A 24750-nucleotide genomic window follows, 5' to 3' on the forward strand; every position below is an offset into this window, starting at 1 on the left:
TTATTGATTTTTATTACTTTATTTATTTCGCACGATCATGCGCACGCACAACCAGCGGGCAGCCGTGCGCTATAAAAGGGCAAGGAGATAACGAAAACTGATGAATATGCGGATCAGAGGGCAATGCCATAGCGCGACCGCTATATGTTATATTTTTTTGTTCATTGCACCAGAGCGGCATTGCGTTTATATCGAAGGAAAACATTCGGTCAGGTAAAGGTATGCATCTGGATTTGCGACAATTGCGCAATTTTCTCGCGTTGGCGGAACACGGCAGTTTTGTGCAGGCGGCGGAATCGGTCTGTTTGTCGCAGTCGGCGTTCAGCCGCAGCATTCAAATGCTGGAACAAACCATGGGCTATCCGCTCATCGACAGACAAAGCAAACGCTTTGCGCTGACGTGGCAGGGGAAAAAATTATTGCCTTTCGCCCGCCGGATACAGGAACTCTCCTGGGAACTGATCAATGACATGCAACAAATCAGCGATGAGGGCGGCGGCGAGTTGACCTTTGGCTGCGGCCCCGCGCCCGCCGTCGCGCTTATTCCGCTCGCGGTGGCGCATTTCCATCAACTGCGGCCGCGGGACAGAGTGGCCTACAGCGTGGATAACTGGCAGTCGCTGCGTCAACGCTTGCTGGCCGATGAATGGCCGTTTTTCGTTGCCGACACCTGGCATGCCGAACTCGAAGACAGGTTTCGGGTGCAGCCGTTAAGCCAGCAGCGCTGCTTTTTTATCTGTCATCGTTCACACCCGTTGGCGCAACAGGCGCGGGTTATGCCGGATGAACTGCTGCGTTATCCGCTAGCCTCGCCTTATTTGCCGGTCGGCATGCGCAAAATTCTGGCTACGTTGACACGCCAGCCCGACTTTCGCCCACAAATCCAGTGCGACCATATCTATTCGTTGTTCAACGTGCTGTGTCATACGCAGGCAATCAGTTTTGCCAGTGAAGACGGCTTTGCCCTGGGCCATCGCAGCCATCAACTGGTGGAAATTCCCCTGGCGGAAACGCCGCCGGAATGGGGAAAGATGCGAACCCGGTTTGGCATTATCTCCAACCTGCAAAAAAACCTCCCGCCACTGGCGCAACTGATGATCGACACTCTTATCGAGCAGGACAGGCAGCGCCAATCCGACGACTATTTCACCGATGCCTGACCAACAGCGTCATACGCAGGCCAAACCGCTTGCCACTGTTGGTCGGCCAGCGCCCGATCGACAAAACGGCTATCGAACCAGTCGCCCACCGGATAATCACGACGGATCAGCCCGGCGCTTTTTGCCCGTTGAATGCTGTCCTCAAAACTGCTCTGCAAAAAAACATCCAAACGCGGCGAGCTTTGGAAATTGAGATCGTCCGGCGCCAACTCTTCCTCAAACAACGCCTGCGGGATCTGACTCTGTGCCGACATCAGCGCGATATACTCCGCCAAATGCGCGGGGTCGCTGACCCAGCGGGCGTTCTCCACCAGCACATTCACCAGTTGTTGCGTCACCTGCGGGTAGCGCTGGATAAAATCGTCCGTCGCCAGCACCGCCGCCTGCGTGGTGTTGGCGCGGCCCAGCGCCCCGCTGCTCACCACAATGTTAATCCCCTGCTCACGCAATACCAGAAGCCCCATACCGCCCCATACCGCATCAACCCGTTTGGCGGCCAGCGCCGCTTTGCCTGCCGTCCAATCCAGATTAATCACCCGGATATCCCGTTCATTCAGTCCGGCGCTTTTCAGCGCCCGCTCAAAAGAGAGCTGATCCGCCGTTCCTTTATAGACCGCGACGCGTTTGCCGCGTAAATCTTCAATCCGCTGAATACCTGATTCCGGGGTGGCCGCCAGATAGGAATTTGCGCCGCGCGCCCCCACCAGCACCCGGGTCGGCAACCCGCCCGCCCGACCGATGATCGCCGCCAGATCCCCCAGGTAAACCACGTCCAACTGTTGGTTCGCCAGCGCTTCGTTCACCGCCGGCCCCGCGCCTTTAAAAAACGACCACTTGACTTTGATCCCTTGCGGTTCAAACACCTGCTCCAACTGCTGACGAATATGCGCCAACCCTAGCGGCCCACGGATAAACGGTTTACTGCCCGCACTCTGATCGGGCAGGCCGATACGAATTTCCGTCGGTTTATTTTCCGCCGCCTGTACGGCCGACGCGCCTGTCAGCGCAAAGCCGATCAGCATCAGCGCGCCTGCGAGGCGATGGATGGTCATTCGCCAACCATATCGCGGTGTTAATGATGTTTCCTGCATGATCTTCTCCGTGAATAACAGAACGTTACCACCAAACTAGCGAAACGATCGGCCACGGTTTAAATAACATTTACGGCTTTAGTCAGTGAAAAAAAGCATAAATCAGTGGGCAAGCGGCAATCCGCCATATATGCATTTCTTGCACGGCGGCTATCGGTTTAATGCATTGGCGTTAGAGGCTAAAAGCTGTTTTTTATGCCTTATCCGTCTTTTTTAGCCGATTCCCCGGAAAAAAATGAATAAGGTTATGTTGCTGAAAATGCCTACGCCGACGTGGCCCCCGGCGCCGCACAGGGCGTTTTATCCGTTCATCGTCCCGCTCGCGCTATTGCTGTTATGGTTCGTCAGCAGCCGGCAGGGGTGGATGCCGCCTCAAATTCTTCCCGCCCCCGTCACGGTGATGCAAACCGCCGCCGAGCTTTGGCAGGGCGATCTGGGTTCACAGTTGCTTATTAGCCTGTACCGGCTGATAACCGGCCTGCTGGCGGGGTTGCTCGCCGGCACCTTGCTGGGCGCGCTAATGGGCGCCTCGCCGCGCGCGGCCAATCTGCTGCACCCGACGGTTTATGCGCTGGCGCAAATTCCCACGCTGGGATGGATACCGCTGTTTATGGTGCTGTTCGGTATTGACGATGCGCTGAAGCTGGCGGTGATTGTCAAAGCGGTGATCGTCCCCGTCACGCTGCATACCCAAAGCGGCGTACGCAACGTCCCTGCTTCGCTGCTGGAAGTGGTGCGTATCCTGCGGCTGACTCCCTGGCAACGTCTGCGGCGTTTAACCTTGCCGGCGATGCTGCCGGTCTGGTTGACCGGACTGAGGCTGGCGCTGTCGCAGGCCTGGGTCTCTTTGATTGTGGTGGAGTTGCTGGCCTCTTCACAGGGCATTGGCTACCTGTTGGTATGGGGCCGTCAGCTGTTTCAACTGGATATTGTGTTTGTCTGTATCGCGGTCATCGGTTGCGCCGGGCTGGCGATGGAATGGCTGATTAACCAACTCGAACGGCGGCTGGTCTACTGGCCGCACCCACCGGTCAGTCGTCTTAACGCCATACCGTCAGGCCGGCTGTCCGGCGTGCTGCTGCCGGTAGCGCTGCTGGCATTATGGCAGCAGGCCAGCCTGTCTGGTTGGGTGGATACGTCGCTGCTGCCCCCGCCGTCCGCCGTATGGCAAACGCTGGTTCAGGGCGTCAGCGACGGCGTCTTACCGGATGCCATGCGCCGCAGCCTGATGCGGGCGCTGGCGGGCGCGGCGGGCGGCATCACCGTCGGTCTGCTGCTCGGGGTGGTGCTGGGACTCAGCCCGCGCGCCGACGCGCTGTTCACTCCGACCTTTGCCACGCTACGCCAGATTGCGCTGTTTGCCTGGCTGCCGTTGCTGACCGCCTGGGTAGGCAACGATGAAACGGGCAAAGTGGTGTTCGTGTCGCTGGCGTCCTTCTTTCCCATGCTGGTAGCCAGCCACCGTGGCGTGCGTCAGCGTTCGCTGGCGCTACAGGAGGTGGCGCAGGTACTGCAACTGTCGCTGGTCGTGCGGCTGCGGGTACTGATCCTGCCCGGCGCGGCGCCCGCCATCTTCGCCGGCCTGCGTCTGTCGCTGATTTATGCCTGGCTCGGTACGATCGGCGCGGAGTATTTCATGTCATCGGATATCGGCATCGGTAGCCTGATGATTAACGCTCAGCAGTTGCTGGACATGCCGACCATTCTCAGCGGCATGCTGTTGATTGGCCTTACCGGAGCGGCAATCGACCGCGCCGGCCTCATTCTGGAAAAACGCGCCACCCGCTGGCGCCGCGCAGGAGAATCCGTATGACCGCCATCCAGACCGGCTATCCGCCGGTGGTGCAGTTTGAGCGCCTAAAAAAACAGTTCAACGTGCAGGGACAACCGCTGACGGTGATTGACAACTTTTCGCTCTCCATCGATAGCGGAGAGCTGGTGGCGATTGTCGGCAGCAGCGGCTGCGGCAAATCCACGCTGCTGCGTATGCTGGTCGGATTGGATAACGACTATCAGGGCCGCATTCTGGTCGATGGCAAGCCGGCGCATGGCATCAGCCGCGAACGGGGAATGGTGTTTCAGGAACCACGACTGTTTCCCTGGCTGACGGTTCGCCAGAATATCGCGCTGGGTCTGGCGCGCGAAAAACAGCATCGCTCGGCGTGTGAACGCCTGATCGACCACTTTATCCGACTGGTTGACCTGCATGATTTCGCCGACGCCCTGCCCGCCCAGCTCTCCGGCGGTATGGCGCAGCGCGTCGCCATCGCCCGCGGTCTGGTGGCCAACCCGCGGATTTTATTGCTGGATGAACCCTTTGGCGCGCTGGACGCCTTGACCCGTCAGCAGATGCAGCAGGAGCTGCGGCGCATTCATCAGGCGGAAGGCACCACCACGCTGCTGGTAACGCACGACGTAGAGGAAGCGGTCTATCTGGCCGACCGCGTGGTGGTGCTGGCGCCCCGTCCAGGACGGATCAGACACGTCGCCACCCTCACGCTGCCGCATCCCCGGAAGCGCGACAGTCAGGCGTTTCACCAACAGTGCGGCGAATTGCTGTCGCTGTTGACCCAGCCGGCTTCATCGGCACACCCCCTCACCACTTTTTGAATGGAGTTTTGTTATGGGACACCCTTCCGTTTACCCCACCGGCACCACCCTCTATAACCCGGACAAGGCCTGGGGCGGCTATACCGTATTTCAGGCGCTGGAAAGCGGCGCCGTGCTGATCGATATGAACGGAACCGAGCTACGCCTGTGGGAAGGTCTGCATGGTTTCCCCAACAAAATCCTGCCCGGCGGCTATATCCTCGGCCATAGCGGTGAACGCGATCCGCGCTACGGCATGCAGGACATGGTTGATCTGATCCAGGTTGACTGGGAGGGGAATATCGTCTGGAAATTCAACGGCTATGAACAGATTAGCGATCCCGATTTGCCGGTTGAATGGATGGCGCGCGTTCACCATGACTATCAGCGCAGCGGCAACCCGGTAGGTTATTACGCACCGGGGCAAGAACCGCAGTCGATCGGCGGCAATACCCTGATTCTGGCTCATAAAAATCTGCACAATGCGCAAATCAGCGACAAGCTGCTGCTTGACGACACCATTATCGAAGTAGACTGGCAGGGAAATATCCTGTGGGAGTGGCGATGCAGCGATCATTTTAATGAACTGGGCTTTGACGACGCTGCAAAAACCGCTATCTACAACAACCCCAATCTGCGCAAAAGCGGCGGCGGCATGGGCGACTGGATGCATATCAACTCGATGTCGGCTCTCGGCCCCAATCCGTGGTTCGATCAGGGCGACAGCCGTTTCCATCCCGACAACATTATCTGGGACGCCCGTGAATCCAACATTATCGCCATTATTGATAAACAGAGCGGCAAGATCGTCTGGAAGCTCGGCCCGGACTACCGCACGCCGGAACTGAAGCATCTGGGCTGGATCATCGGCCAACACCATGCTCATATGATCCCCGCCGGCTTACCCGGCGCGGGCAATATTCTGGTATTCGACAACGGCGGCTGGGCAGGCTACGGCGCTCCCAATCCGGCATCCGCCGATGGCGTTAAAAACGTCTGGCGCGACTACTCGCGCATACTGGAAATCAACCCGGTCACGCTTGATATCGTCTGGCGCTATTCTCCCTATGAAGCCGGAATTCCGCACCCTACCGACGCGTTCCGCTTCTACAGCCCTTATATCAGTAATATTCAGCGCTTGCCCAACGGTAATACGCTGATCAATGAAGGCGCTAACGGCCGACTGTTTGAGGTGACGGCGGAACATGAAATCGTGTGGGAATATATCTCGCCGTACTGGGGGAAAACCGTTAACACCAATATGCTTTACCGGGCGTATCGCGTCCCTTACGACTGGGTGCCGCAGTTGGCCCGCCCGCAGGAAACCCCGGTCGTGGCGCCCGACAACACCCATTTTCGTCAACCGGGCGCCGCTCAACCCGGTTTCGCCAGCGTGATTCATGTCAGCGGCGTGCGACCCTATAAAAAAAACGGCGACGCGCTGTGCGTCGCCACCGACAGCGAGGATCTGAAACGCAGCCCCAAACTGTTCACCGTCAATCGTTCGCGCTTTACGCCACTGGCGGGCGACGGTTGGGAAACGCTGAAACAACACGCCGCGCCGCAGTTATTGCTGGTCGGCGCGGAGCGCTGCGTCCACTGTAAAAGTCTGTACCGCCAGTTGGAAGCGGTACTGAACGAAGAGCAATACCGCTCTCTTGCCAGCCACTATCTGGATGCCGACAGTCATAGCGACCTGGCCCGGCAGTTGGCGGTACGTACGCTGCCGACCCTTTTGTGGCTGGAACAGGGCGAGGAAAAAGGACGCATCGGCGGCGCGCAGTCACCGCAGAAGCTGCGTCAATGGCTCGCCGGCGTCGTCCGGTAATACCCTCTTCTTGTCAGAAGCTGCCGCTTAGTCACCTATTTACCGCTAACGGCAGCGGTGCCGTCAGCGTGAGGTGTTGCGCCAAAGCAAGGTAGTTTCATGCAACGTGTTATATGCCACGATAAGCCGCGTCAATCGCCGCGGCGCCTTGTGCGATGACTTTCGGCGCAACGTGGCGTAAATATTCAAGCTGTAGCAAAACGTTTCCTTTGCATCGCCCGCCTTTATTTTGTTATGTTATCACATATCAAATATTCAGCACGGCTCATCATGATAAGCAGGCACAGACAAACCGACGCGATACTGCAAATCGATCGTCTTGATTTATCTCTTGGCGGAGACAGTAAAGTCAGCGATGTGAGTTTCAGCCTGTACCCGGGCGAAAGAGTTTGTCTGATCGGCGCCTCCGGCTCCGGTAAGTCGCTAACCGCCAGAGCAGCGATCGGCACGCCGCCGGCAGGCTGTCGGATAAACGGGCGAATCCGGGTCAACGGCGAAGACGTCACCCATTTGAAGGCGCTGGCCCGTCCGGCGTCGGCGCGGGTATCAGCCATTTTTCAGGACTCCGCCGGCGCGCTTAATCCCTTGATGAGACTCGGCAAACAGCTGTCGCTGGCCTTGGGCGCTTCATCACAGGCCGAACTCGCCGCGCTGCTGGATGACATGGGGCTGGGGGATATTCCCCACCTGCAACAACGTTTTCCGGCAGAGCTATCCGGCGGGCAACGCCAGCGTATTTGCATCGCTCTGGCGCTGCTGGGCAAGACGCGTCTGTTGGTGGCCGACGAACCGACGACCGCGCTCGACGTCATTACCCAACAGCAGGTTTTGCAAGTATTGCAGGCCCGATGCGCGCGCCCCGACGCCCCCGCCTTGCTATTCATTACTCATGATATCGCCGTCGCTGCGCAGCTGTGTCAGCGCGGGCTGGTGATGGAAGCGGGTCGACTGGTGGAATCCGGCGACATGCGGCAATTGCTGAATGCCCCTCGGCACCCGTATACGCGTAGCCTGATTGCGGCGGCGCGGCGCGCCGGCTTGTCATTGCCGACCGCCGGAGGCCTGGTCGGATGAACCGCCATCTTCACGCCATATCAACCCCTTTTTTGCGCATGGAACGCGTCAGCCGTTATCGTCAGGCGCCGCGTTTCCGGTGGCGAAAAGCCGATCCCGCCGGCGCCATCTTTCGCGATCTGTCGCTGACGCTGCAACGCCATGAACGCGTTGGTCTGGTCGGCGCCTCCGGCTGCGGTAAATCCACATTGCTGAAAACCCTGCTGGCGTTGGACACGCCGGACAGCGGCACGATACACTGCGACGGCCAATTGGTGCGGCCGGGTTCGGTACGTTCACTGCTGTGGTATCGCCGTCGCGTACAGTATATTCCGCAGGATCCGGCCGCATCTCTGGATCCGCGCCAGCCTGTCGGCGCACTGATTGCCGAACCCTTGAAACGCCTGAGAAGCGGCGAAAATATTTCGTCATGCGTGCGGATGGCGATGGATCAGGTCGGTCTGAGCGTCAGCTTATGCTCAAGGCCTGCCGGTCTGCTGTCGGGCGGACAGGCCCAGCGCGTCGCGATGGCCCGTGCGCTGGTGACGCGCCCCGCTTTTTTACTCGCTGACGAGCCCACCAGCGGATTGGATCTACCGCTGCGTGAACAAATCAAAACGCTGCTGCAACAGGTAACGTCGCAAAATAATATGGGATTGCTGATGGTGTCACACGACATTTCACTACTTGCGGGTTTATGCGAACGTATGCTGGTCATGGACGATGGGCGCATTATCGAAGATCGTCCCACCGCCGATGTGCTGGCGTCGCCACAGCGCCGGCATACTCACCGGTTATTGCAGGCCATCCCTTCTTTACCTATTTGAACGGATAACTTTTATGTCAGACCTTATAGCCGGCCGCGCGGGACGGCCTTACCCGCCGTTATTACTCGGCAGCCAGTTGGTTTTCAATATTGGCTTCTATGCCGTGGTTCCTTTTCTGGCGATTTTCCTGCGTGACGATATGCTGCTTTCCGGCTGGGCGATCGGGCTGGTCATCGGATTAAGAACCTTTTCGCAGCAGGGCATGTTTTTGGTCGGCGGCGCGCTGGCCGATCGCTTCGGCGCCCGCATTATCATCCTCTGCGGCTGTGTGGTGCGCATTGCCGGATACCTGCTGCTGGCGCTCGCCGATTCGCTGTGGCCGATCATTCTCGGCGCCTGTCTGACCGGCGTCGGCGGCGCGCTGTTCTCGCCGTCCATTGAGGCGCTGATGGCGCAGGCCGGTACGCACAGCGAAAAAGACGGCAAACGCAGCCGTTCGGAATGGTTCGCGTTATTTGCCGTCTGCGGCGAGCTTGGCGCCGTACTCGGGCCGCTGATCGGTTCAATGCTGGCCGGCTACGGCTTCCAGCGGGTGGCATTGGCCGGGGCGTTCGTTTTTCTGCTGGCGCTGCTGGTGCTGTTTTTCAGCCTGCCCGCCACGCCGCGCAATCAGTCGCCCCTGCATATCGCGCCCTGGTGGCAAACTTTCCGCCAGCGGCGTTTTGTCGCTTTCATCATTGCCTACAGCGCTTATCTGTTCAGTTATAACCAGCTCTATCTGGCTTTGCCGGTGGAACTGCACCGCGCCGGCGGCAGTGAAAAAGATCTCGGCCCGCTGTTTGTGCTGGCCTCCATTCTGGTTATTTGCCTGCAACTGCCGCTGGCGCGTTTTGCCCGTCGTTACGGCGCGGCCCGCATGCTGCCGCTGGGGTTTGCGCTGTTATCCGCGTCTTTCGTCAGCGTGGCGCTGTTTGCGCCCGGCGTCCCGCCGGAAGGCTGGCTGCGATTACTGCCGGCGATATTATTGATTACGTTACTGACGCTGGGACAAATGCTGATCGTCCCCGTCGGTATGGATCTGATCCCTCACTTTGCCAATAACCATAATCTGGGCGCGCACTACGGCGCCTTGGCGTCAATGGGCGGGGTGGCGGTGTTGGCGGGTAATTTCCTGCTTGGCGGTCAGCTTGACCATGCGTTGACCCCCTCGCCGCGGGCGGCGGTTCCCTGGCTGATGCTGGCCGCCGTTCCGCTGTGCAGTTCGCTGGCGATGGCGCTGATTTGCCGCCCGTTTAAACCCCTTTCCGCGCTGAATCGATAAGGACCACCCGATGAGTATCCGCCCTTTATGGCCGGTTTCCGCTTTGCTCTGCGCCGCCCTGCTGCTCTCCGGCTGCTTCAGTGAGCCAGAGGAAAAGCCGGCCGCCAATAACGACAGCCGTATAAAACTCGCCATGTTGCAACCGCCGCGATCCGGGTTGACGCCGCTCAGCGACGATGCCTTTAAGCTATCGCGCTGGAGTACGGCGGAGACGCTGGTGGCGCTCGATGCGCTCGGCGAAGCGCAGCCCGCGCTGGCGACGCAGTGGCGGCAAATCGATGATAAGACCTGGCGTTTCGAACTGCGCCCGCATGTACGTTTCCATGACAACACTGCGTTGACCGCCGCCACGGTGGTCAATGCGTTGACGGCGGCGTCCACCGCCGCGCCTAAACCGCGTATCCTCGACGGCGTCCAGATGAAGGTGATGGCCGAGGGCGATGGCGCGGTGCTGGTTTCAACCGATAAGCCGGATCCGCTGCTTCCTCAACGGTTGTCCAGCCCGCAGTTGGCGATCCTGTCGGCCAATGCCTATGGCGCAAACGGCATCGTCAACCCGCAAAATACCGGCAGCGGCCCTTTCGTGTTGCGTAGCGTGAACGGCACCAGCGGCGCGACGCTGGACAGATTCGACGGCTATTGGGGCGAAAAGGCGCAGGCCGGCGGCATCGACGTCAGCTTCGTGCCTGACGGCGCGGCCCGTGCCGCCGCCTTGCGTACCGGCGCCGCCGATATCGTTGAAGCGATCCCGGTATCGCAGGCGCCGTTATTGGATCAACGGCTGGTGCATGAAGTGCCGATGCCGCGCACCAACACGCTGTACCTCAATACCCGGCAGGGGCCGATGGCGGATCCGGCGCTGCGCGCGGCGGTTCGCGATGCCGTGAACCGTCGGCAACTGGTGGATAACGTTTATGAAAAACGCGCCGATGTCGCGCAAGGGTTGCTTGGCCCGGCCCTGCCGTGGGCGGCGACGCTGCGCCAGCCGATAGCCGCCCCGGTGCCGGCCGCGTCGCCTAACGGCGCCGGCATCACGCTGGCGACCTTCAGTGATCGCGCGGAACTGCCGGAAGCGGCGGTTTATCTGGCGCAACAACTTACCGCCGCCGGCTTCACGGTAAAACAGGTGGTACGCGAATACGCCCAAATCGAAAGCGATGCGCTGGCCGGTAAATTCGACGCCTTTATATTGTCGCGGGCCACCGTGCTGGACTCCGGCGACCCGGTGGCCTATCTCTACAGTGATTTCGCCTGTGAAGGCTCTTTCAATATTTCCCAGCTCTGCCGCCCGGAAATCGATCGGGCCTTGCAACAGGCCGCCGCGATCCCGGCGGGCGATGAACGGCGTCAGGCGATTATGCGGGCGGAAAACCTGATCCTCGCCAGCGACGCCGCCATCCCGATGCTGCATGAACGCGTGATTCAGGGGGAAAGTGCAGCGGTAACAAACGCGTTGCGTGACCCGCGCGAACGCACGCTCATCAACTCAGCGACCCGAATCCGTTCGGATAACGACGCGAATTAATGAGCGCGCCGCAGCCGTGAGCGAACAGCAGCCATGAGCGAACAACCACCATGAGTGAACAGATCTATTGCCGTACCTGCGCCAATCTCAGCCGTACGCGCCATCCGCGCTACGGCGTATTGATCCCGCTGGCGTCACGTCTGCTGACGTTGGCGGGCATTATCGCGCTGATCGGCATTTTGCCGTGGCTGTCAGGGCAAGATCCGGCGCTGGCCCTGCTGCGCGCCCGTTCCGGCGAGCAGGAAGCCACGGCGGAAACGTTAAATGCCATCCGTCAGTCGCTGGGGCTGGATCAGGGGCCGTTGCGGCTGCTGGCAAACTGGCTCAGCGGATTGCTGCGCGGCGATGCCGGCCATTCATGGGTATCGGGACGGCCGGTATTGCCGGGGATGCTACAGGCCGCGGGAGTATCGCTGACGTTGATGGCGTCGGCCGCGCTGGTGGCCTTTTCGCTGGCGGCGGCGCTGTGCGCCCGCACCTTCCGGCAAGGGCTGCGCGGTCAAATCAGCCGCTCAAACGGTCTCTTCGCCGCGCTGTTCACGGCGCTGCCGGAATTCCTGCTGGCCTCGTTCCTGCTGATCGTCGGGGCGGTATGGCTGCAATGGTTTCCGCCCTATGGCTGGCAGGGGCTGCATTACGCGGTATTGCCCGCGCTGGCGCTGGGTATTCCCGCCGGCGGATACCTCGGTCGGATTATCGCCGATGCGCTGTCGGCGACCTTCAGCGAAAGCTGGCTGATAACCTGGAGCGTTGCCGGCGTCAGCCGCCGGCATCTTGCGCTGGCGGTGCTCAAACGCACCTTGCCCAGCGTGATGCCGCTTGTCGGGCTGGTTTTAGTCTCCTTGACGGGCGGGGCGATCGCGGTAGAAAAAGTCTTCGCCATTCCGGGACTTGGCCGAGCGACGCTGGGCGCGTCGGCGGCGCAGGATCTGCCCGCGCTACAGGCCGGCGTGTTGATTTTACTGATTATCGCGTCATTAATCGGTATGGCGGCAGGCGGCATACGATTGCTGATCCTTGGGCGCGCCCTGAACAGCGGCGCGATGCCGGTGCCGGAAGAAACGCAACTGACGGTATCACGTTACGCCCGCTGGGTGCCGCTGCTTTGCCTATTGCTATTAGCATTGCTGTTGCTCGCCGGATTGCCGCGCGATCCCTATACCTCCGCCTTTTTACGTTTGCAATCCCCGTCCTGGGAACTGCCTTTCGGCGCGGATGCCATGGGGCGCGATCTGCTGGCCCGCGTGGCGCATGGTACGCTTAACACCTGTTTGCTGGCATTAATGGTATCGCTGGCCTGTCTGGCGATCGGCCTGTTTATCGGGCTGTTTCCCCGGCTGTTTAGCGGCCCGGTCGAAGTGGCCAACGCCCTGCCTCCGGTTATCGCCGGCCTGTTGGTGGCGGCAATCAATGGCCCGTCGTCAATGGGCGCGGCGCTGGCGGTGATCGCCGTCAGTTGGGCGCCGCTGGCGGCGCACACCGCGGCGTTGGTTGCCGAAATCGGCGCGCGCCCTTATATCCGCATGTTGCCGGTGATCGGCGTCGGCCCGGTACGCCGCAGCCTGTTTTACGTGTTACCGGCGTTAATCGGGCCGCTATTCCGCCATGCGATGCTGCGTTTGCCCGGTATCGCCCTGGCGCTGGCGTCGCTGGGGTTTTTAGGCTTAGGCGCAGCGCCCCCCACGCCGGAATGGGGCCGCGTACTGGCGGAAGGGATGCCCTATATTGAGCGGGCATTCTGGGGCGTATTGGCGCCGGCCGCCGCGCTGGGCATTCTGTCGATTCTGGCGGTCAGCGCCGCGAATCTATCCGGTCTGGCAAAACGGTGACGCTTTTGCTTCCCTTTTGCGCCAGCCTGTTACAGCATGGTTCATCACTAACGCATTCAAAAAACAAACGGAGAAAACGATGGGCGACAACGGATCCGGCACAAACCTCACCACCGCCGAAGCGCTTGATAAACTGGAAGCGTTGTATGATAAGGCGGTTTCAGCGCTGCGCGACGCCATCGGCGATTTCATCAGCCACGGTAAACTGCCTGACGTGAAGGCCCGCGCCGAGGGTCTGTTCGCCTATCCTGAGCTGCGCGTCAAATGGGATGGCGTAACGCCCGGCCACCCCAAACATCGGGCCTATGGGCGTTTTACCCGCCCCGGCAGCTACGCCACCACCATTACCCGTCCCCATTTTTTCCGTCACTATCTGGCAGAACAGTTGTCCCTGCTTGAAGGCGAGTATGCCGCCAGCATCGATGTGGCGCCGTCACAGCAGGAAATCCCTTTCCCGTACGTTCTGGACGGCTCCGATCTGCTTCTCGATCGTTCGATGAGCGCCGGGATCGCCAAGCATTTTCCGACCACGGAACTTTCTCAGATCGGCGACGAAACCGCCGACGGGTTATTTCACGCCACCACCACCTCTCCGCTGTCGCATTTTGACGCCCTGAGGACGGACTTCTCGCTGGCGCGATTGCGGCACTATACCGGCACGCCGGTGGAACATTTTCAGCCTTTCGTTCTGTTTACCAACTATACCCGTTACGTCGATGAATTCGTGCGCTGGGCCTGTAGCCAGATTGCCGATCCGGACAGCCCGTATGACGCCCTTTCCTGCGCCGGCGGCATCGTCATTAGCGCCGAAACGGCGGATCCCGACCAGACCGTTTCCGATCTCGCCTGGAAAAATCACCAGATGCCGGCTTACCATCTGATTTCACGCCACGGCAAAGGCATTACGCTGGTCAATATTGGCGTCGGGCCGTCCAATGCCAAAACCATCTGCGATCACCTCGCGGTGCTGCGCCCGCATGCTTGGCTGATGATCGGCCACTGCGGCGGCCTGCGTGAAAGTCAGGCGATTGGCGATTATGTGCTGGCGCATGCCTACCTGCGCGACGATCATGTTCTGGATTCGGTGCTGCCGCCAGACATTCCGATCCCCAGCATCGCCGAAGTCCAGCGCGCGCTTTATGACGCCACCAAAACGGTAAGCGGCATGCCCGGTGAGGAAGTGAAACAACGGCTGCGCACCGGCACGGTAGTCACCACCGACGATCGCAATTGGGAGCTGCGCTATTCCGCCTCGGCGCTGCGATTTAATCTCAGCCGCGCGGTTGCCGTGGATATGGAAAGCGCGACGATTGCCGCGCAGGGTTATCGCTTCCGGGTGCCTTACGGCACGCTGCTGTGCGTCTCGGACAAGCCGTTGCATGGTGAAATCAAGCTGCCCGGCCAGGCCAACCGCTTCTATGAAGGCGCCATTTCTGAGCATCTGCAAATCGGTATCTGCGCCATCGACCTGCTGCGCGCGGAAGGCGACCGCCTGCATTCACGCAAGCTGCGCACCTTTAACGAACCGCCGTTCCGCTAAAGCGCGATTCATTAAAACAAGGCCGGGGGCTTGCGGGAATATCGCCGCTACCTTTTGTGCAGCAATTCTTTGATTTCCTGCGTTTCTTTTGCATCAATGCTTAATTCCGCCGTCGGTCTTAGCAACAGACGGCGCAGCCCAATGGGGTCGCCCGTTTCAAGACAATAGCCATATTCGCCGGTTCGTATACGCTGCAATGCCGCATCGATTTTCGGCAGCAGCCGGCTTTCGCGGTCGATCTGGCGAAACAGCATTCGCTGTTCTTCCTCTCTGGTGGCTTTATCTCCGTCATCCCCCTGCCGCTCGTTGAATTGAAGATTCCCCTTAAGCTCATCAATATGATTGAGGAGCGCGATCCGCTCCTTATCAAGCCGGCTTTTAAAAAAATCCAACTGCTGCTGGTTCATATACGCTTCCGACGGCATGGCCAGAAGCTGTAATTCTTCTTGTGCTGATTTCGGCATCTTTGCCTCCAAAAAGGTGGGTAAATCCTGTTCTCTCAACAGCGATAACTGGCGGTAAAACATGATTTAGTCTGCCAGTAAATTCGTTTCCCATCCGCTTGTTATGTCACAGGCGGGGAATCAATGCCGCCCCTGTAGCATAGTTCCGTTCCGGCATTCCGGCATTCGACAGCGAGCGAGCTTTTTCAGCGCGCGGCGTAGTGAGTTGATTAAAGACAACGGGTGACGATTACCAGGAGTTGCGAACAGATATGAGCGGGCGGATTTTCGTCAGAACAGGAAATATCGATGCATAAAAAACCGCCCCTTACCCTTAGTTTTGGAATCCTGTCCGGCGTTAAGGGGCAGTTCAATGATCCATCGCGTTAATTTATTTCCGGGTGCTGAACGATCAAGGCTTTTCTTCTCTTCTGTAGCGCCGCAATTTGCTCATCAATATCTTCTATTTTCTGCTCGATATTATCATATTGCTCCTGCAACAATTCTCTCGCCTCGGCCCGGTCTGAAGCCGCCGGCGTCGCGCCTTTTAATGGCTGGTTGGCCGTTTCTTTCATCGATATCCCGGTGACCAGACCAATAACGGCGATAACCATTAAATAATAGGCCGGCATATAGAGATTACTTGTCGCTTCAACCAGCCATGCCGCCGCCGTGGGGGTAAAACCGGCAACCAGAACGGAGATATTAAATGATATTGCCAACGCGCTATAACGGATATGCGTCGGGAACATGGCCGGCAAAATAGACGCCATTACGCCGGTAAAAGAGTTCAGCAGAACAGCCAGAATCAACAACCCGCAAAAAATAAGACCAATCACGCCGCTGTTAATCAACATAAAACTTGGAATGGATAAAATAAACAGCCCAATGCTGCCGCAGATAATAAAAGGCTTACGCCCAAATCTGTCGCTCATTAATCCCATTATTGGCTGTACAAATAACATACCGATCATTACAGCGATAATAATCATGACGCCATGATCTTCAGAATAATGGAGGCTGTGTGAAAGGTAACTCGGCATATACGTCAGCAGCATATAGTAGGTGACGTTGGTGACAATAACCACGCCGACGCACAGCAGCAAATTCCGCCATTGCGTGGTTGCAATCTCGCGGAACGACACCTTCGGTGATGATTGCAGGCTATCTTTCGATGCTTTATCAATATTGTCAAAATGTTGCTGGAAAGTAGGCGTTTCCTCCAATGCGTGTCGCAAATAGATCCCAATCAGGCCCAAAGGCGCCGCGATAAAGAAAGGAATGCGCCATCCCCATTCAAGGAAATCCGCTTCGCCGACAATGGATGAAATCAGGACCACCACGCCAGCCCCTAAAACAAAACCGGCGATCGATCCAAAATCCAGCCAACTGCCTAAAAATCCGCGCTTTCTGTCGGGTGAATATTCGGCGACGAATATCGCCGCGCCGGTGTATTCGCCGCCAACGGAGAACCCCTGGGCCAATTTTGCCAACAATAATAATATCGGCGCCCAGATACCGATTGACGCATAGGACGGGATCAAACCGATACAAAACGTACTGACCGCCATAATAATAATGGTGATCGACAACACTTTCTGGCGACCGAATTTATCGCCCATCGCGCCAAAAAATATCCCGCCCAGCGGCCTGACCAGAAAAGGAACGGAAAATGTCGCCAGCGCAGCAATCATTTGCACGCCGGGATCGGCGCCGGGGAAAAATACCCTGCCGAGGGCATAAGCAACAAAACCATATACGCCAAAATCAAACCATTCCATGGCATTGCCAAGCGCCGCCGCCGTAATGGCCTTTTTAAGCTTGGCGTCATCAATAATAGTAATGTCCTGTATTTTCATTGGCTCAGTTCGTTTCTTTCTGAATACCATTTATGACTTCCTCTGTTTAAAAAACAACCACTCATAAAACGATATCTATAAGCCATTGCAATAACCGTATCCCAAAACCTTCTGATTATAGAATATTTTAAAAAGCGACGCATGTTACGCCCGGAAATTGATACAGGCGGAAATTTCATTGAGTAATAAATAACCAGGCGTTATTTCAATTTGAAATTATTTGGCGACGAAATACTAAACAGGAATACTAAACAGATCGTTAAGCCGACGTCCCAGACAAAAGGGAAGTCGGCTTTAGAAGCTTTTAGCGTGAACTGCGGGCGGCAATGATCGCTTCCGTCACATTGCGCGGCGCTTCCACATAGTGCTTAAACTCCATGGTGTAGGTGGCGCGCCCCTGAGACATCGAACGCAGCGCGGTGGAATAGCCAAACATCTCAGACAACGGCACCTCGGCGCGAATAACCCGTCCGGCGATCATTTCCTCCATGCCCTGCACCAGACCGCGCCGGGACGACAAGTCCCCCATCACGCCGCCGGCATACTCTTCCGGCGTTTCCACCTCCACTTTCATCACCGGCTCCAGAATCACCGGGTTGGCGCGTTTAATGGCGTCGCGGAAGCCGAAAATCGCCGCCATTTTGAAGGCCATTTCCGAGGAATCCACCTCATGGTAGGAACCGAAGGTCAACGTGACCTTGACGTCGACAATCGGATAGCCCGCCAGCACGCCGGTCATCATCGCTTCGCGCACGCCTTTTTCCACCGACGGAATAAATTCGCGCGGAACCACCCCGCCTTTGGTGGCATCCTCGAAAGCAAAGCCTTTACCCGCTTCCTGCGGCTCCACCGTCAGCACCACATGACCGTACTGGCCTTTCCCACCGGACTGGCGGACAAATTTCCCTTCCACGTCAGTCACTTTGCTGCGAATGGTTTCACGATAGGTGACCTGCGGCCTGCCGATATTGGCCGCCACGCCGAACTCGCGCTTCATGCGATCGACGATAATTTCCAGGTGCAGCTCGCCCATGCCGGAAATGATCGTCTGACCGGATTCCTCGTCGGTTTTGAGCCGGAATGAGGGATCTTCGGACGCCAGCCGTTGCAGGGCGATGCCCATTCTTTCCTGATCGGCCTTGGTTTTCGGCTCTATTGCCAGCGAAATCACCGGTTCGGGGAACTCCATACGTTCCAGCGTCAGCACGGCATCCGGGTCGCACAGGGTTTCCCCGGTGGTCACCTCTTTCAGACCGACGCAGGCGGCAATGTCGCCGGCCCGAATTTCATCCACCTCATGACGGGCATTGGCATGCATCTGGACGATACGCCCGATGCGCTCTTTCTTGCCCCGCACCGGGTTATAGACGCTGTCGCCTTTTTTCAGCACGCCGGAATACACCCGCACGAAGGTCAGTTGGCCGACGTAAGGATCGGTCATCAGTTTAAACGCCAGCGCCGAGAATTTGTCGTTGTCGTCGGCGTGACGGATCGCCTCGTTGCCTTTTTCATCCATACCGCTGACCGGCGGAATATCCAGCGGCGACGGCATCAATTCGATAATGGCATCCAGCATGCGCTGCACGCCTTTATTTTTAAACGCGCTGCCGCACAGCATCGGCTGGATGTCACCGGCGATGGTGCGGGCGCGCAAACCAAAGGTAATCTCCTCTTCGCTCAGCGCCACGCCGTCCAGATACTTAGTCATCAGTTCGTCAGACGCCTCTGCCGCCGCCGTCACCATTTTCTCCCGCCATTCCTGCGCCGTCGCCAGCAAGGCGTCCGGGATCGCCTCATAGCTAAAGGTCATGCCCTGCGAGGCTTCATCCCAGATGATGGCGCGCATCTTGATCAGATCCACCACGCCAATAAAGTTTTCTTCGCTGCCTATCGGGATCACAATCGGCACCGGATTGGCTTTCAGCCGGTCAATCATCATCTGACGGACGCGGAAATAGTCGGCGCCGGGGCGATCCATTTTGTTGACGAACGCCAGCCGCGGCACATGATATTTATTGGCCTGACGCCAGACCGTCTCCGACTGCGGCTGCACGCCGCCGACAGAGTCATACACCATCACCGCGCCATCCAGTACGCGCATTGAACGCTCCACCTCAATGGTGAAGTCCACGTGTCCGGGGGTATCGATAATATTGATATGGTGCCTGGGATAGCGATGATCCATGCCCTGCCAGAAGCAGGTTACCGCCGCCGAGGTGATGGTAATGCCGCGTTCCTGCTCCTGCGCCATCCAGTCGGTGGTTGCCGCGCCATCGTGTACTTCCCCCATCTTGTGACTCACCCCGGTGTAAAACAGGATGCGTTCCGTGGTGGTGGTTTTCCCGGCATCAATGTGGGCCGAGATGCCAATATTACGATAGCGTTCAATGGGGGTTGTACGAGCCATATAAAACATCCTTAATTAGTGAAACTAATTCTGGGCCGGCAGATAACTGTCTGCGACAGAACGCGGTACTGATATCGGCGAACAGTATAGTACAATTGTACGAGTATATACGAACTATTTAAGGCATTGCTTTTCCCCAACGGCCATAGCGCTTTTCTGACGATTGGCATGCCAAACTTCTACAGTATTACCGATCGGGAGATTTTTGCCGAAAAGTGCCTTTATTGTATTATGCGCGCTCCGGCGTTGATTGCCGTCACACATACTTTCCCTGATCGTTGTCATATCAATCTACTTTTTCTATATATAGACTCACAGGGCGTTACGAATAAAGGCGAAACCTGACAGATCTGGCTTTATTGCCAGGTCTGTCAGGTTTTTTTTTGGCGCTAGAAAAGGAGCAACTCGAATGAATAAATTACTCGCAGCCGGATTATTGCTGCTCTCCACCGCCAGCCAATCGGTATTGGCCGACCAACCGCAGGTCACGCTGCACAGCGGGCGTATTGCGGGAATATCCGCTCAGGGCGTGGAGGCGTTTAAAGGCATCCCGTTTGCCGCCTCTCCCATCGGCGAACGACGCTGGCAACCGCCGCAGCCGGTCACAAACTGGACGGACGTCCGCCCCGCCGTCGACTTCGGCAAAGATTGTTTACAGGAGCCGTTTCCCGGCGATGCCGCGCCGCTCGGCATCGGTTTTAGCGAGGACTGTCTGACCCTTAACGTATGGCGTCCGGCCAATGCCAGCGGCCCGTTGCCGGTCATGGTGTGGATCCACGGCGGCGGTTTCGTCAACGGCGGCTCATCGCCGGACGTCTACGCCGGGGAATCATTTGCCCGTCAGGGGATCGTGTTCGTCAGTTTCAATTATCGCCTCGGCCGTTTCGGCTTTTTTGCCCATCCGGCATTGGCTGACCAGCCGCTGCGCGGCAATTACGGTTTAATGGATCAGATTGCGGCGTTGAAATGGGTGCAAAAAAACATCGCCGAATTTAATGGCGATGCGCAAAATATCACGCTGTTCGGCGAATCGGCCGGCGGGTTCGCCATCCATTCACTGCTCACGACTGATTTGGCGAAGGGGCTGTTTCATAAAGCCATTATTCAGTCGGGCGGCGGCAGACATAATCTGGCGATCGCTCAAGACTGGTCCAGCGCGGAACAGGCCGGAGCGGCATTCGCGCAATTAAACGGCATCAGCGGAAAAGATGAGAACGCCCTGGCGGCGCTGCGCAACATTCCGGCGGATAAGGTGGTGAATGGCCTGAACATGGCAATCAATCCGGCGGATTATTCCGGCCCGATGATTGACGGCAAACTGATTACCGGCGAACCACAAGATCGTTATCGTCAGGAGGCGTTCCATCGCATGCCGCTGATGGTTGGCGCCACCGACGCCGATATCGGTTTTCCCCCTGAGGTGGCGACGCTGGATGAAGCGGTGGCCGTTTTCGCCGCGGCCGATCGCCAGCAAGCCAAACAGGCTTATCAGGACATGTCGCCCCAGGACGCCGCCATGGCGATCTCAAGCGATGGTTTTATGGTGGAGCCGGCCCGGTTCATCGCCCGCATTTGGGAAAAGGCCGCCATTCCGGTCTGGCAGTACCGTTTTGGCTATGTGGCCGACAGCATGCGCGGCGAGTGGCAGGCAGCGGTGCACGCCAGCGAGATCCCTTACGTGTTCAACACCCTGAGCGCCCGCTACGCGGATAAGGTCACGGCCAAAGATCAGGCCGTCGCCCGGCAAACGCATCAGTATTGGGTCAACTTTGCCCGTACGGGTAATCCCCATAGCGCCGGGTTACCGGCCTGGAATGCGTATAACAGCCGGCAAGATAATGTGCTGATCATTCCGGCCGCCGGTGCGGAACACACCAAAGAGTTTGCCGATCCGTGGAAGACGCGGCTTGACCTGATTGAAAAATTGGCGGAAAGCAGCAACTAACGTTTTTCAACGGTATGGCGTAGCGGCCCGCAGGGGCGCGGACAAAAACCGCCCGCCATAAAAAAACCAGTCAGGATTAACTGACTGGTTTTTAGCATAACGAAAAGAAAACACGGTATGTCCGGTCGGCATGGCGTGTATTACTCAACCACGTATTCCTTCACTTTATTCTCTCCTGTGCTTTCTTTCGACATCACGCCTCTGAGCTTTTTTAACACCTCACCCGCTTCTTTCAGCACGCGCGCGCACTGTTCGTGAGTGATGGTCAGCGGCGGCTCGATACGCACCGATTTAGCATTATTCAGCGTCCCTGCGACCAGAATATGGCGATGAAAAAGTTCTTTCGCAAACGCATAACCGATCTCGTTTTTCCTGAATTCGATAGCCAGCAGTAAGCCAAGACCACGGGATTCGGAAATCAAATCAGGATAGTCGGCGGCAAGCTGCTTCAATCCTTGCAGCAAAAAGTCTCCTTTTACCGCCGCCTGCTCCGGCAGCTTTTCCGTCAGCAGGACATTGATGGTCGCCAACGCCGCCGAACAGGCTAGGGGGTTGCCGCCAAAGGTGGTGGTGTGCAGGAACGGATTTTCGAATAGCACGGAAAACACCTCTTCCGTCGCCACCGTTGCGCCAATGGGCATTACGCCGCCGCCCAGGGCTTTAGCCAGACACAGAATGTCGGGCTGAACGCCATAATGCTCACAGGCAAACATCTTGCCCGTCCGCCCCATGCCGGTCTGAACTTCATCCAGAATCAGCAATGCCCCAACCTCATCACATAATGCTCTGACAGCAGGCAAGTAATTATCCGGCGGTACAATTACGCCGCCTTCTCCCTGAATAGGTTCAAGGATGATGGCGGCAACGTCGTCTCCGGTCTTCTGGCATTGATGAACCTGCTTCCTGATGGCAGCGATATCGCCAAAAGGAACATGGTGAAAACCCGGCAGTAACGGCATGAAAGGACGACGAAACTCGGCCTTGGCGGTAGCGGACAGCGAACCGAGCGACTTACCGTGAAACGCGCCCGATGCGGCGATAAAGGTATATTTGCCGCGCTGAGATTGATAAGCCTTAGCCAGCTTCAACGCCGCCTCAACCGCCTCCGTTCCGCTATTGCTTAAAAAGCTGTATTTCAGATTGCCCGGCGTTAGCGCCGCCAGCGTCTTTGCCAACATGGCCCGTAGCGGATCAAGGAGTTCCTGACTATGCAAGGGTTGTTTGGCAAGCTGCTGCTCTACGGCCGCGATAACCGTGGGGTTGCGATGACCGACATTGAAGATGCCGTAGCCGCCCAGACAGTCCAGATATTCCTGTCCCTGGGTATCAACCAGCGTATTCGGGCCGCTGGCGCGCCATTCGACTGCGCCGTACTCGCCCCCGGAGGTGACGGATTTTCGATATTCAAGAAAACCCGGATTGACGTATTCACGAAATGAGTTCAAGACATCTTGATTTAACGAGGAAATCTCCCCGGTAGTCAGTTTTTCACACTTAATCCATTTTAATGCCTGCTGAGTACACTCTAGCGGGTTGAGGTTAGCCTTTGATCTGGACAAAATGCACTCCTTGATAACTGATATCACGTGATATCAAGTTAATTAATGCACATAACACGCCAGTTGGCTGCATAAAACGGCAATAAAATATTAAAATCTGATACAGCACGCAAAACTAAAATAAAAACAAAAGTAAAACCGCCACGTCAGCATAAAAACGCAATATCGACGATTAATTCAGGGGAAAAGGCAGAAAAAAACGCCTAAATGCATCATAACCGCGCACCTGGCACTATTTTAGTGCAAAACAGCGAAAAAAAGCCGCACTCAGCAACCGTGCGGATTATCGGCAATCCCGCATGGCTCGATTAATGATTAAGCCATACGGGATGATGCGCCCAGGCGGGAAATCAATGGCGGATCATGACGTGACGAACGAGGGTGTAATCTTCCAGGCCGTAGATCGACATATCTTTGCCATAGCCGGAAAGTTTCTGGCCGCCGTGCGGCATTTCGCTCACCAGCATGAAATGGGTATTAACCCAGGTACAACCATACTGTAGATTAGCCGCCAGACGGTGCGCCCGGCCGATATCCTGGGTCCAGACCGATGAGGCCAGTCCGTAATTGGAGGCATTGGCCCAGCCAATCACCTGCTCTTCATCGTCAAACGGCGTGATGGAAACCACCGGGCCAAAGACCTCTTTTTGCACGATCTCATCTTCCTGACGCGCCCCCGCCAGCACCGTCGGCTGGAAGTAGTAGCCCTTGCCCGCCACCCGTTCGCCGCCGGTCACCACGGTGATGTGCGACAGCGCCTTGGCCCGTTCAACAAATCCGATCACCCTGTCCAACTGTGGCTCGGTAATTAACGGCCCCAGCTCGGTTTTTTCATCCAGCGGATCGCCCATGTTCAATGTGGATACGGCCTCGCCCAGTTCGGACACCACCCGATCATAGATATTGCGCTGTACATACAGGCGGCAGGCGGCGGTACAGTCCTGCCCGGCATTATAAAAGCCGAAGCTGCGAATACCGTCGACCACCTGTTCGATATCCGCGTCGTCAAACACAATCACCGGCGCTTTGCCGCCCAACTCCATATGCGTACGTTTTACGCCGGAGGCCGTATTAGAAAGAATGTGCGCGCCGGTGGCAATGGAGCCCGTCAGCGAAACCATCCGCACCAACTCATGCCCGGTCAAGACATCGCCAATGTCGGCGCCGCGTCCGAACAGAATATTCACCACGCCGGCCGGCAGAATATCCGCCAGCAAATGCGCTAAATAAAAGGTGGTCAGCGGGGTTTGTTCAGCGGGTTTCAGCACCACGCAGTTCCCCCCGGCCAGCGCAGGCGCCAGCTTCCACGACGCCATCATCAGCGGGTAATTCCACGGGGCGATGGACGCCACCACCCCCACCGGATCGCGCCGGATCATTGACGTATGCCCTGAAAGATATTCGCCCGCCGCCGAACCGTTCAGGCAACGCGCCGCGCCGGCAAAAAACCGGAATACATCGGCAACCGCCGGGATCTCATCATTCAGCACCGCATGATAAGGTTTGCCGCAGTTAATGGACTCCAGCCGGGCAAACTCCTCAGCATGCTCTTCAATCACATCCGCAATTTGTAATAAATACGCGGCACGGTCTTTCGGCGTGGTTTTCCCCCACTGCGCAAATGCCGCATCCGCCGCCTTGACGGCGGCATCGACCTGAGCCAGGTCAGCCTGCGCAATCAAGGCGATTTGCTCTCCGTTTGCAGGATTAAAAACCGCCAAAGCCTCACCCCGGCCTGCAACTTGCTTACCCTCTATGAGCAACTTGTCGTGCATAATGGTTTCCTTATAAACAGAAAATCAGTGGTGGTTTTCATTTACTGGTTCTTCAGCCA

The 24750-nt window shown here is 57.4% G+C and carries 17 protein-coding genes; 11 read left to right on the forward strand and 6 right to left on the reverse strand.

Going from position 1 to position 24750, the window contains the following annotated elements:
* Nucleotides 1-221 precede the first annotated feature (221 nt).
* Entirely contained in the window at nt 222-1160 is a 939-nt protein-coding gene (locus HOY33_RS03215; protein ID WP_172288467.1) for a LysR family transcriptional regulator, read from the forward strand.
* Here HOY33_RS03215 and HOY33_RS03220 read toward each other — a convergent pair.
* The gene (locus HOY33_RS03220) at nt 1142-2251 is read right to left on the reverse strand and encodes an ABC transporter substrate-binding protein (RefSeq protein WP_172288469.1); all 1110 of its coding nucleotides are present in this window, start codon (nt 2249-2251) and stop codon (nt 1142-1144) included. The genes HOY33_RS03215 and HOY33_RS03220 overlap by 19 nt on opposite strands.
* A gap of 235 nt (nt 2252-2486) precedes the next feature.
* On the opposite strand from HOY33_RS03220, the gene HOY33_RS03225 reads away from it, so the two are divergent.
* The 9 genes from HOY33_RS03225 to HOY33_RS03265 all read left to right on the forward strand — a co-directional run bounded on the left by HOY33_RS03225 (nt 2487) and on the right by HOY33_RS03265 (nt 14703).
* Nucleotides 2487-4064, forward strand: coding sequence for an ABC transporter permease (locus tag HOY33_RS03225; RefSeq protein ID WP_172288471.1), 1578 nt, complete (start codon nt 2487-2489; stop codon nt 4062-4064).
* A complete protein-coding gene (locus tag HOY33_RS03230) occupies nt 4061-4861 on the forward strand; it encodes an ABC transporter ATP-binding protein (protein WP_172288473.1) in 801 nt (266 codons plus the stop codon). The genes HOY33_RS03225 and HOY33_RS03230 overlap by 4 nt, the downstream gene beginning before the upstream one ends.
* A 13-nt stretch (nt 4862-4874) precedes the next feature.
* The gene (locus HOY33_RS03235) at nt 4875-6668 is read left to right on the forward strand and encodes an aryl-sulfate sulfotransferase (protein ID WP_172288475.1); all 1794 of its coding nucleotides are present in this window, start codon (nt 4875-4877) and stop codon (nt 6666-6668) included.
* Nucleotides 6669-6938: 270 nt separating this feature from the next.
* A complete protein-coding gene (locus tag HOY33_RS03240) occupies nt 6939-7742 on the forward strand; it encodes an ATP-binding cassette domain-containing protein (protein ID WP_172288477.1) in 804 nt (267 codons plus the stop codon).
* Nucleotides 7739-8548, forward strand: coding sequence for an ABC transporter ATP-binding protein (locus tag HOY33_RS03245; protein ID WP_172288479.1), 810 nt, complete (start codon nt 7739-7741; stop codon nt 8546-8548). The genes HOY33_RS03240 and HOY33_RS03245 overlap by 4 nt, the downstream gene beginning before the upstream one ends.
* 13 nt (nt 8549-8561) lie before the next feature.
* A complete protein-coding gene (locus tag HOY33_RS03250) occupies nt 8562-9809 on the forward strand; it encodes an MFS transporter (protein WP_172288481.1) in 1248 nt (415 codons plus the stop codon).
* Nucleotides 9810-9819: 10 nt separating this feature from the next.
* Nucleotides 9820-11334: an ABC transporter substrate-binding protein gene (locus tag HOY33_RS03255; protein ID WP_172288483.1), complete on the forward strand. Its 1515-nt coding sequence runs from the start codon at nt 9820-9822 to the stop codon at nt 11332-11334.
* Nucleotides 11335-11384: 50 nt separating this feature from the next.
* Complete coding sequence (locus HOY33_RS03260) at nt 11385-13163, forward strand: ABC transporter permease subunit (RefSeq protein WP_172288485.1); 1779 nt, start codon at nt 11385-11387, stop codon at nt 13161-13163.
* A gap of 79 nt (nt 13164-13242) precedes the next feature.
* A complete protein-coding gene (locus HOY33_RS03265; RefSeq protein WP_172288487.1) occupies nt 13243-14703 on the forward strand; it encodes an AMP nucleosidase in 1461 nt (486 codons plus the stop codon).
* A 47-nt stretch (nt 14704-14750) separates the two neighbouring features.
* Here HOY33_RS03265 and dksA read toward each other — a convergent pair whose 3' ends face one another.
* From dksA to fusA, 3 genes are all read right to left on the reverse strand, one after another.
* Complete coding sequence (dksA, locus tag HOY33_RS03270; RefSeq protein WP_233356311.1) at nt 14751-15167, reverse strand: RNA polymerase-binding protein DksA; 417 nt, start codon at nt 15165-15167, stop codon at nt 14751-14753.
* Nucleotides 15168-15532: 365 nt separating this feature from the next.
* Nucleotides 15533-17035 carry a glycine betaine/L-proline transporter ProP gene (proP, locus tag HOY33_RS03275; RefSeq protein ID WP_172288489.1) on the reverse strand — a complete coding sequence of 501 codons (1503 nt, stop codon included), beginning with the start codon at nt 17033-17035 and terminating at the stop codon, nt 15533-15535.
* Nucleotides 17036-17309: 274 nt separating this feature from the next.
* Entirely contained in the window at nt 17310-19412 is a 2103-nt protein-coding gene (gene fusA, locus HOY33_RS03280) for an elongation factor G (protein WP_172288491.1), read from the reverse strand.
* A gap of 409 nt (nt 19413-19821) precedes the next feature.
* Between fusA and HOY33_RS03285 the strand changes: the two genes are divergently transcribed.
* Nucleotides 19822-21357 carry a carboxylesterase/lipase family protein gene (locus tag HOY33_RS03285; protein ID WP_172288493.1) on the forward strand — a complete coding sequence of 512 codons (1536 nt, stop codon included), beginning with the start codon at nt 19822-19824 and terminating at the stop codon, nt 21355-21357.
* Between the two features lie 140 nt (nt 21358-21497).
* Here the strand turns inward: HOY33_RS03285 and ygjG are convergent, their stop codons facing one another.
* Together ygjG and patD are read right to left on the reverse strand one after the other, a co-directional pair.
* A complete protein-coding gene (gene ygjG, locus HOY33_RS03290; protein ID WP_172288495.1) occupies nt 21498-22916 on the reverse strand; it encodes a putrescine aminotransferase in 1419 nt (472 codons plus the stop codon).
* A 350-nt stretch (nt 22917-23266) separates the two neighbouring features.
* Nucleotides 23267-24691: an aminobutyraldehyde dehydrogenase gene (gene patD, locus HOY33_RS03295; RefSeq protein WP_172288497.1), complete on the reverse strand. Its 1425-nt coding sequence runs from the start codon at nt 24689-24691 to the stop codon at nt 23267-23269.
* Nucleotides 24692-24750: the final 59 nt, after the last annotated feature.

The organism is Brenneria sp. hezel4-2-4 (assembly GCF_013155275.1).
Classification (GTDB): Bacteria; Pseudomonadota; Gammaproteobacteria; order Enterobacterales; family Enterobacteriaceae; genus Brenneria.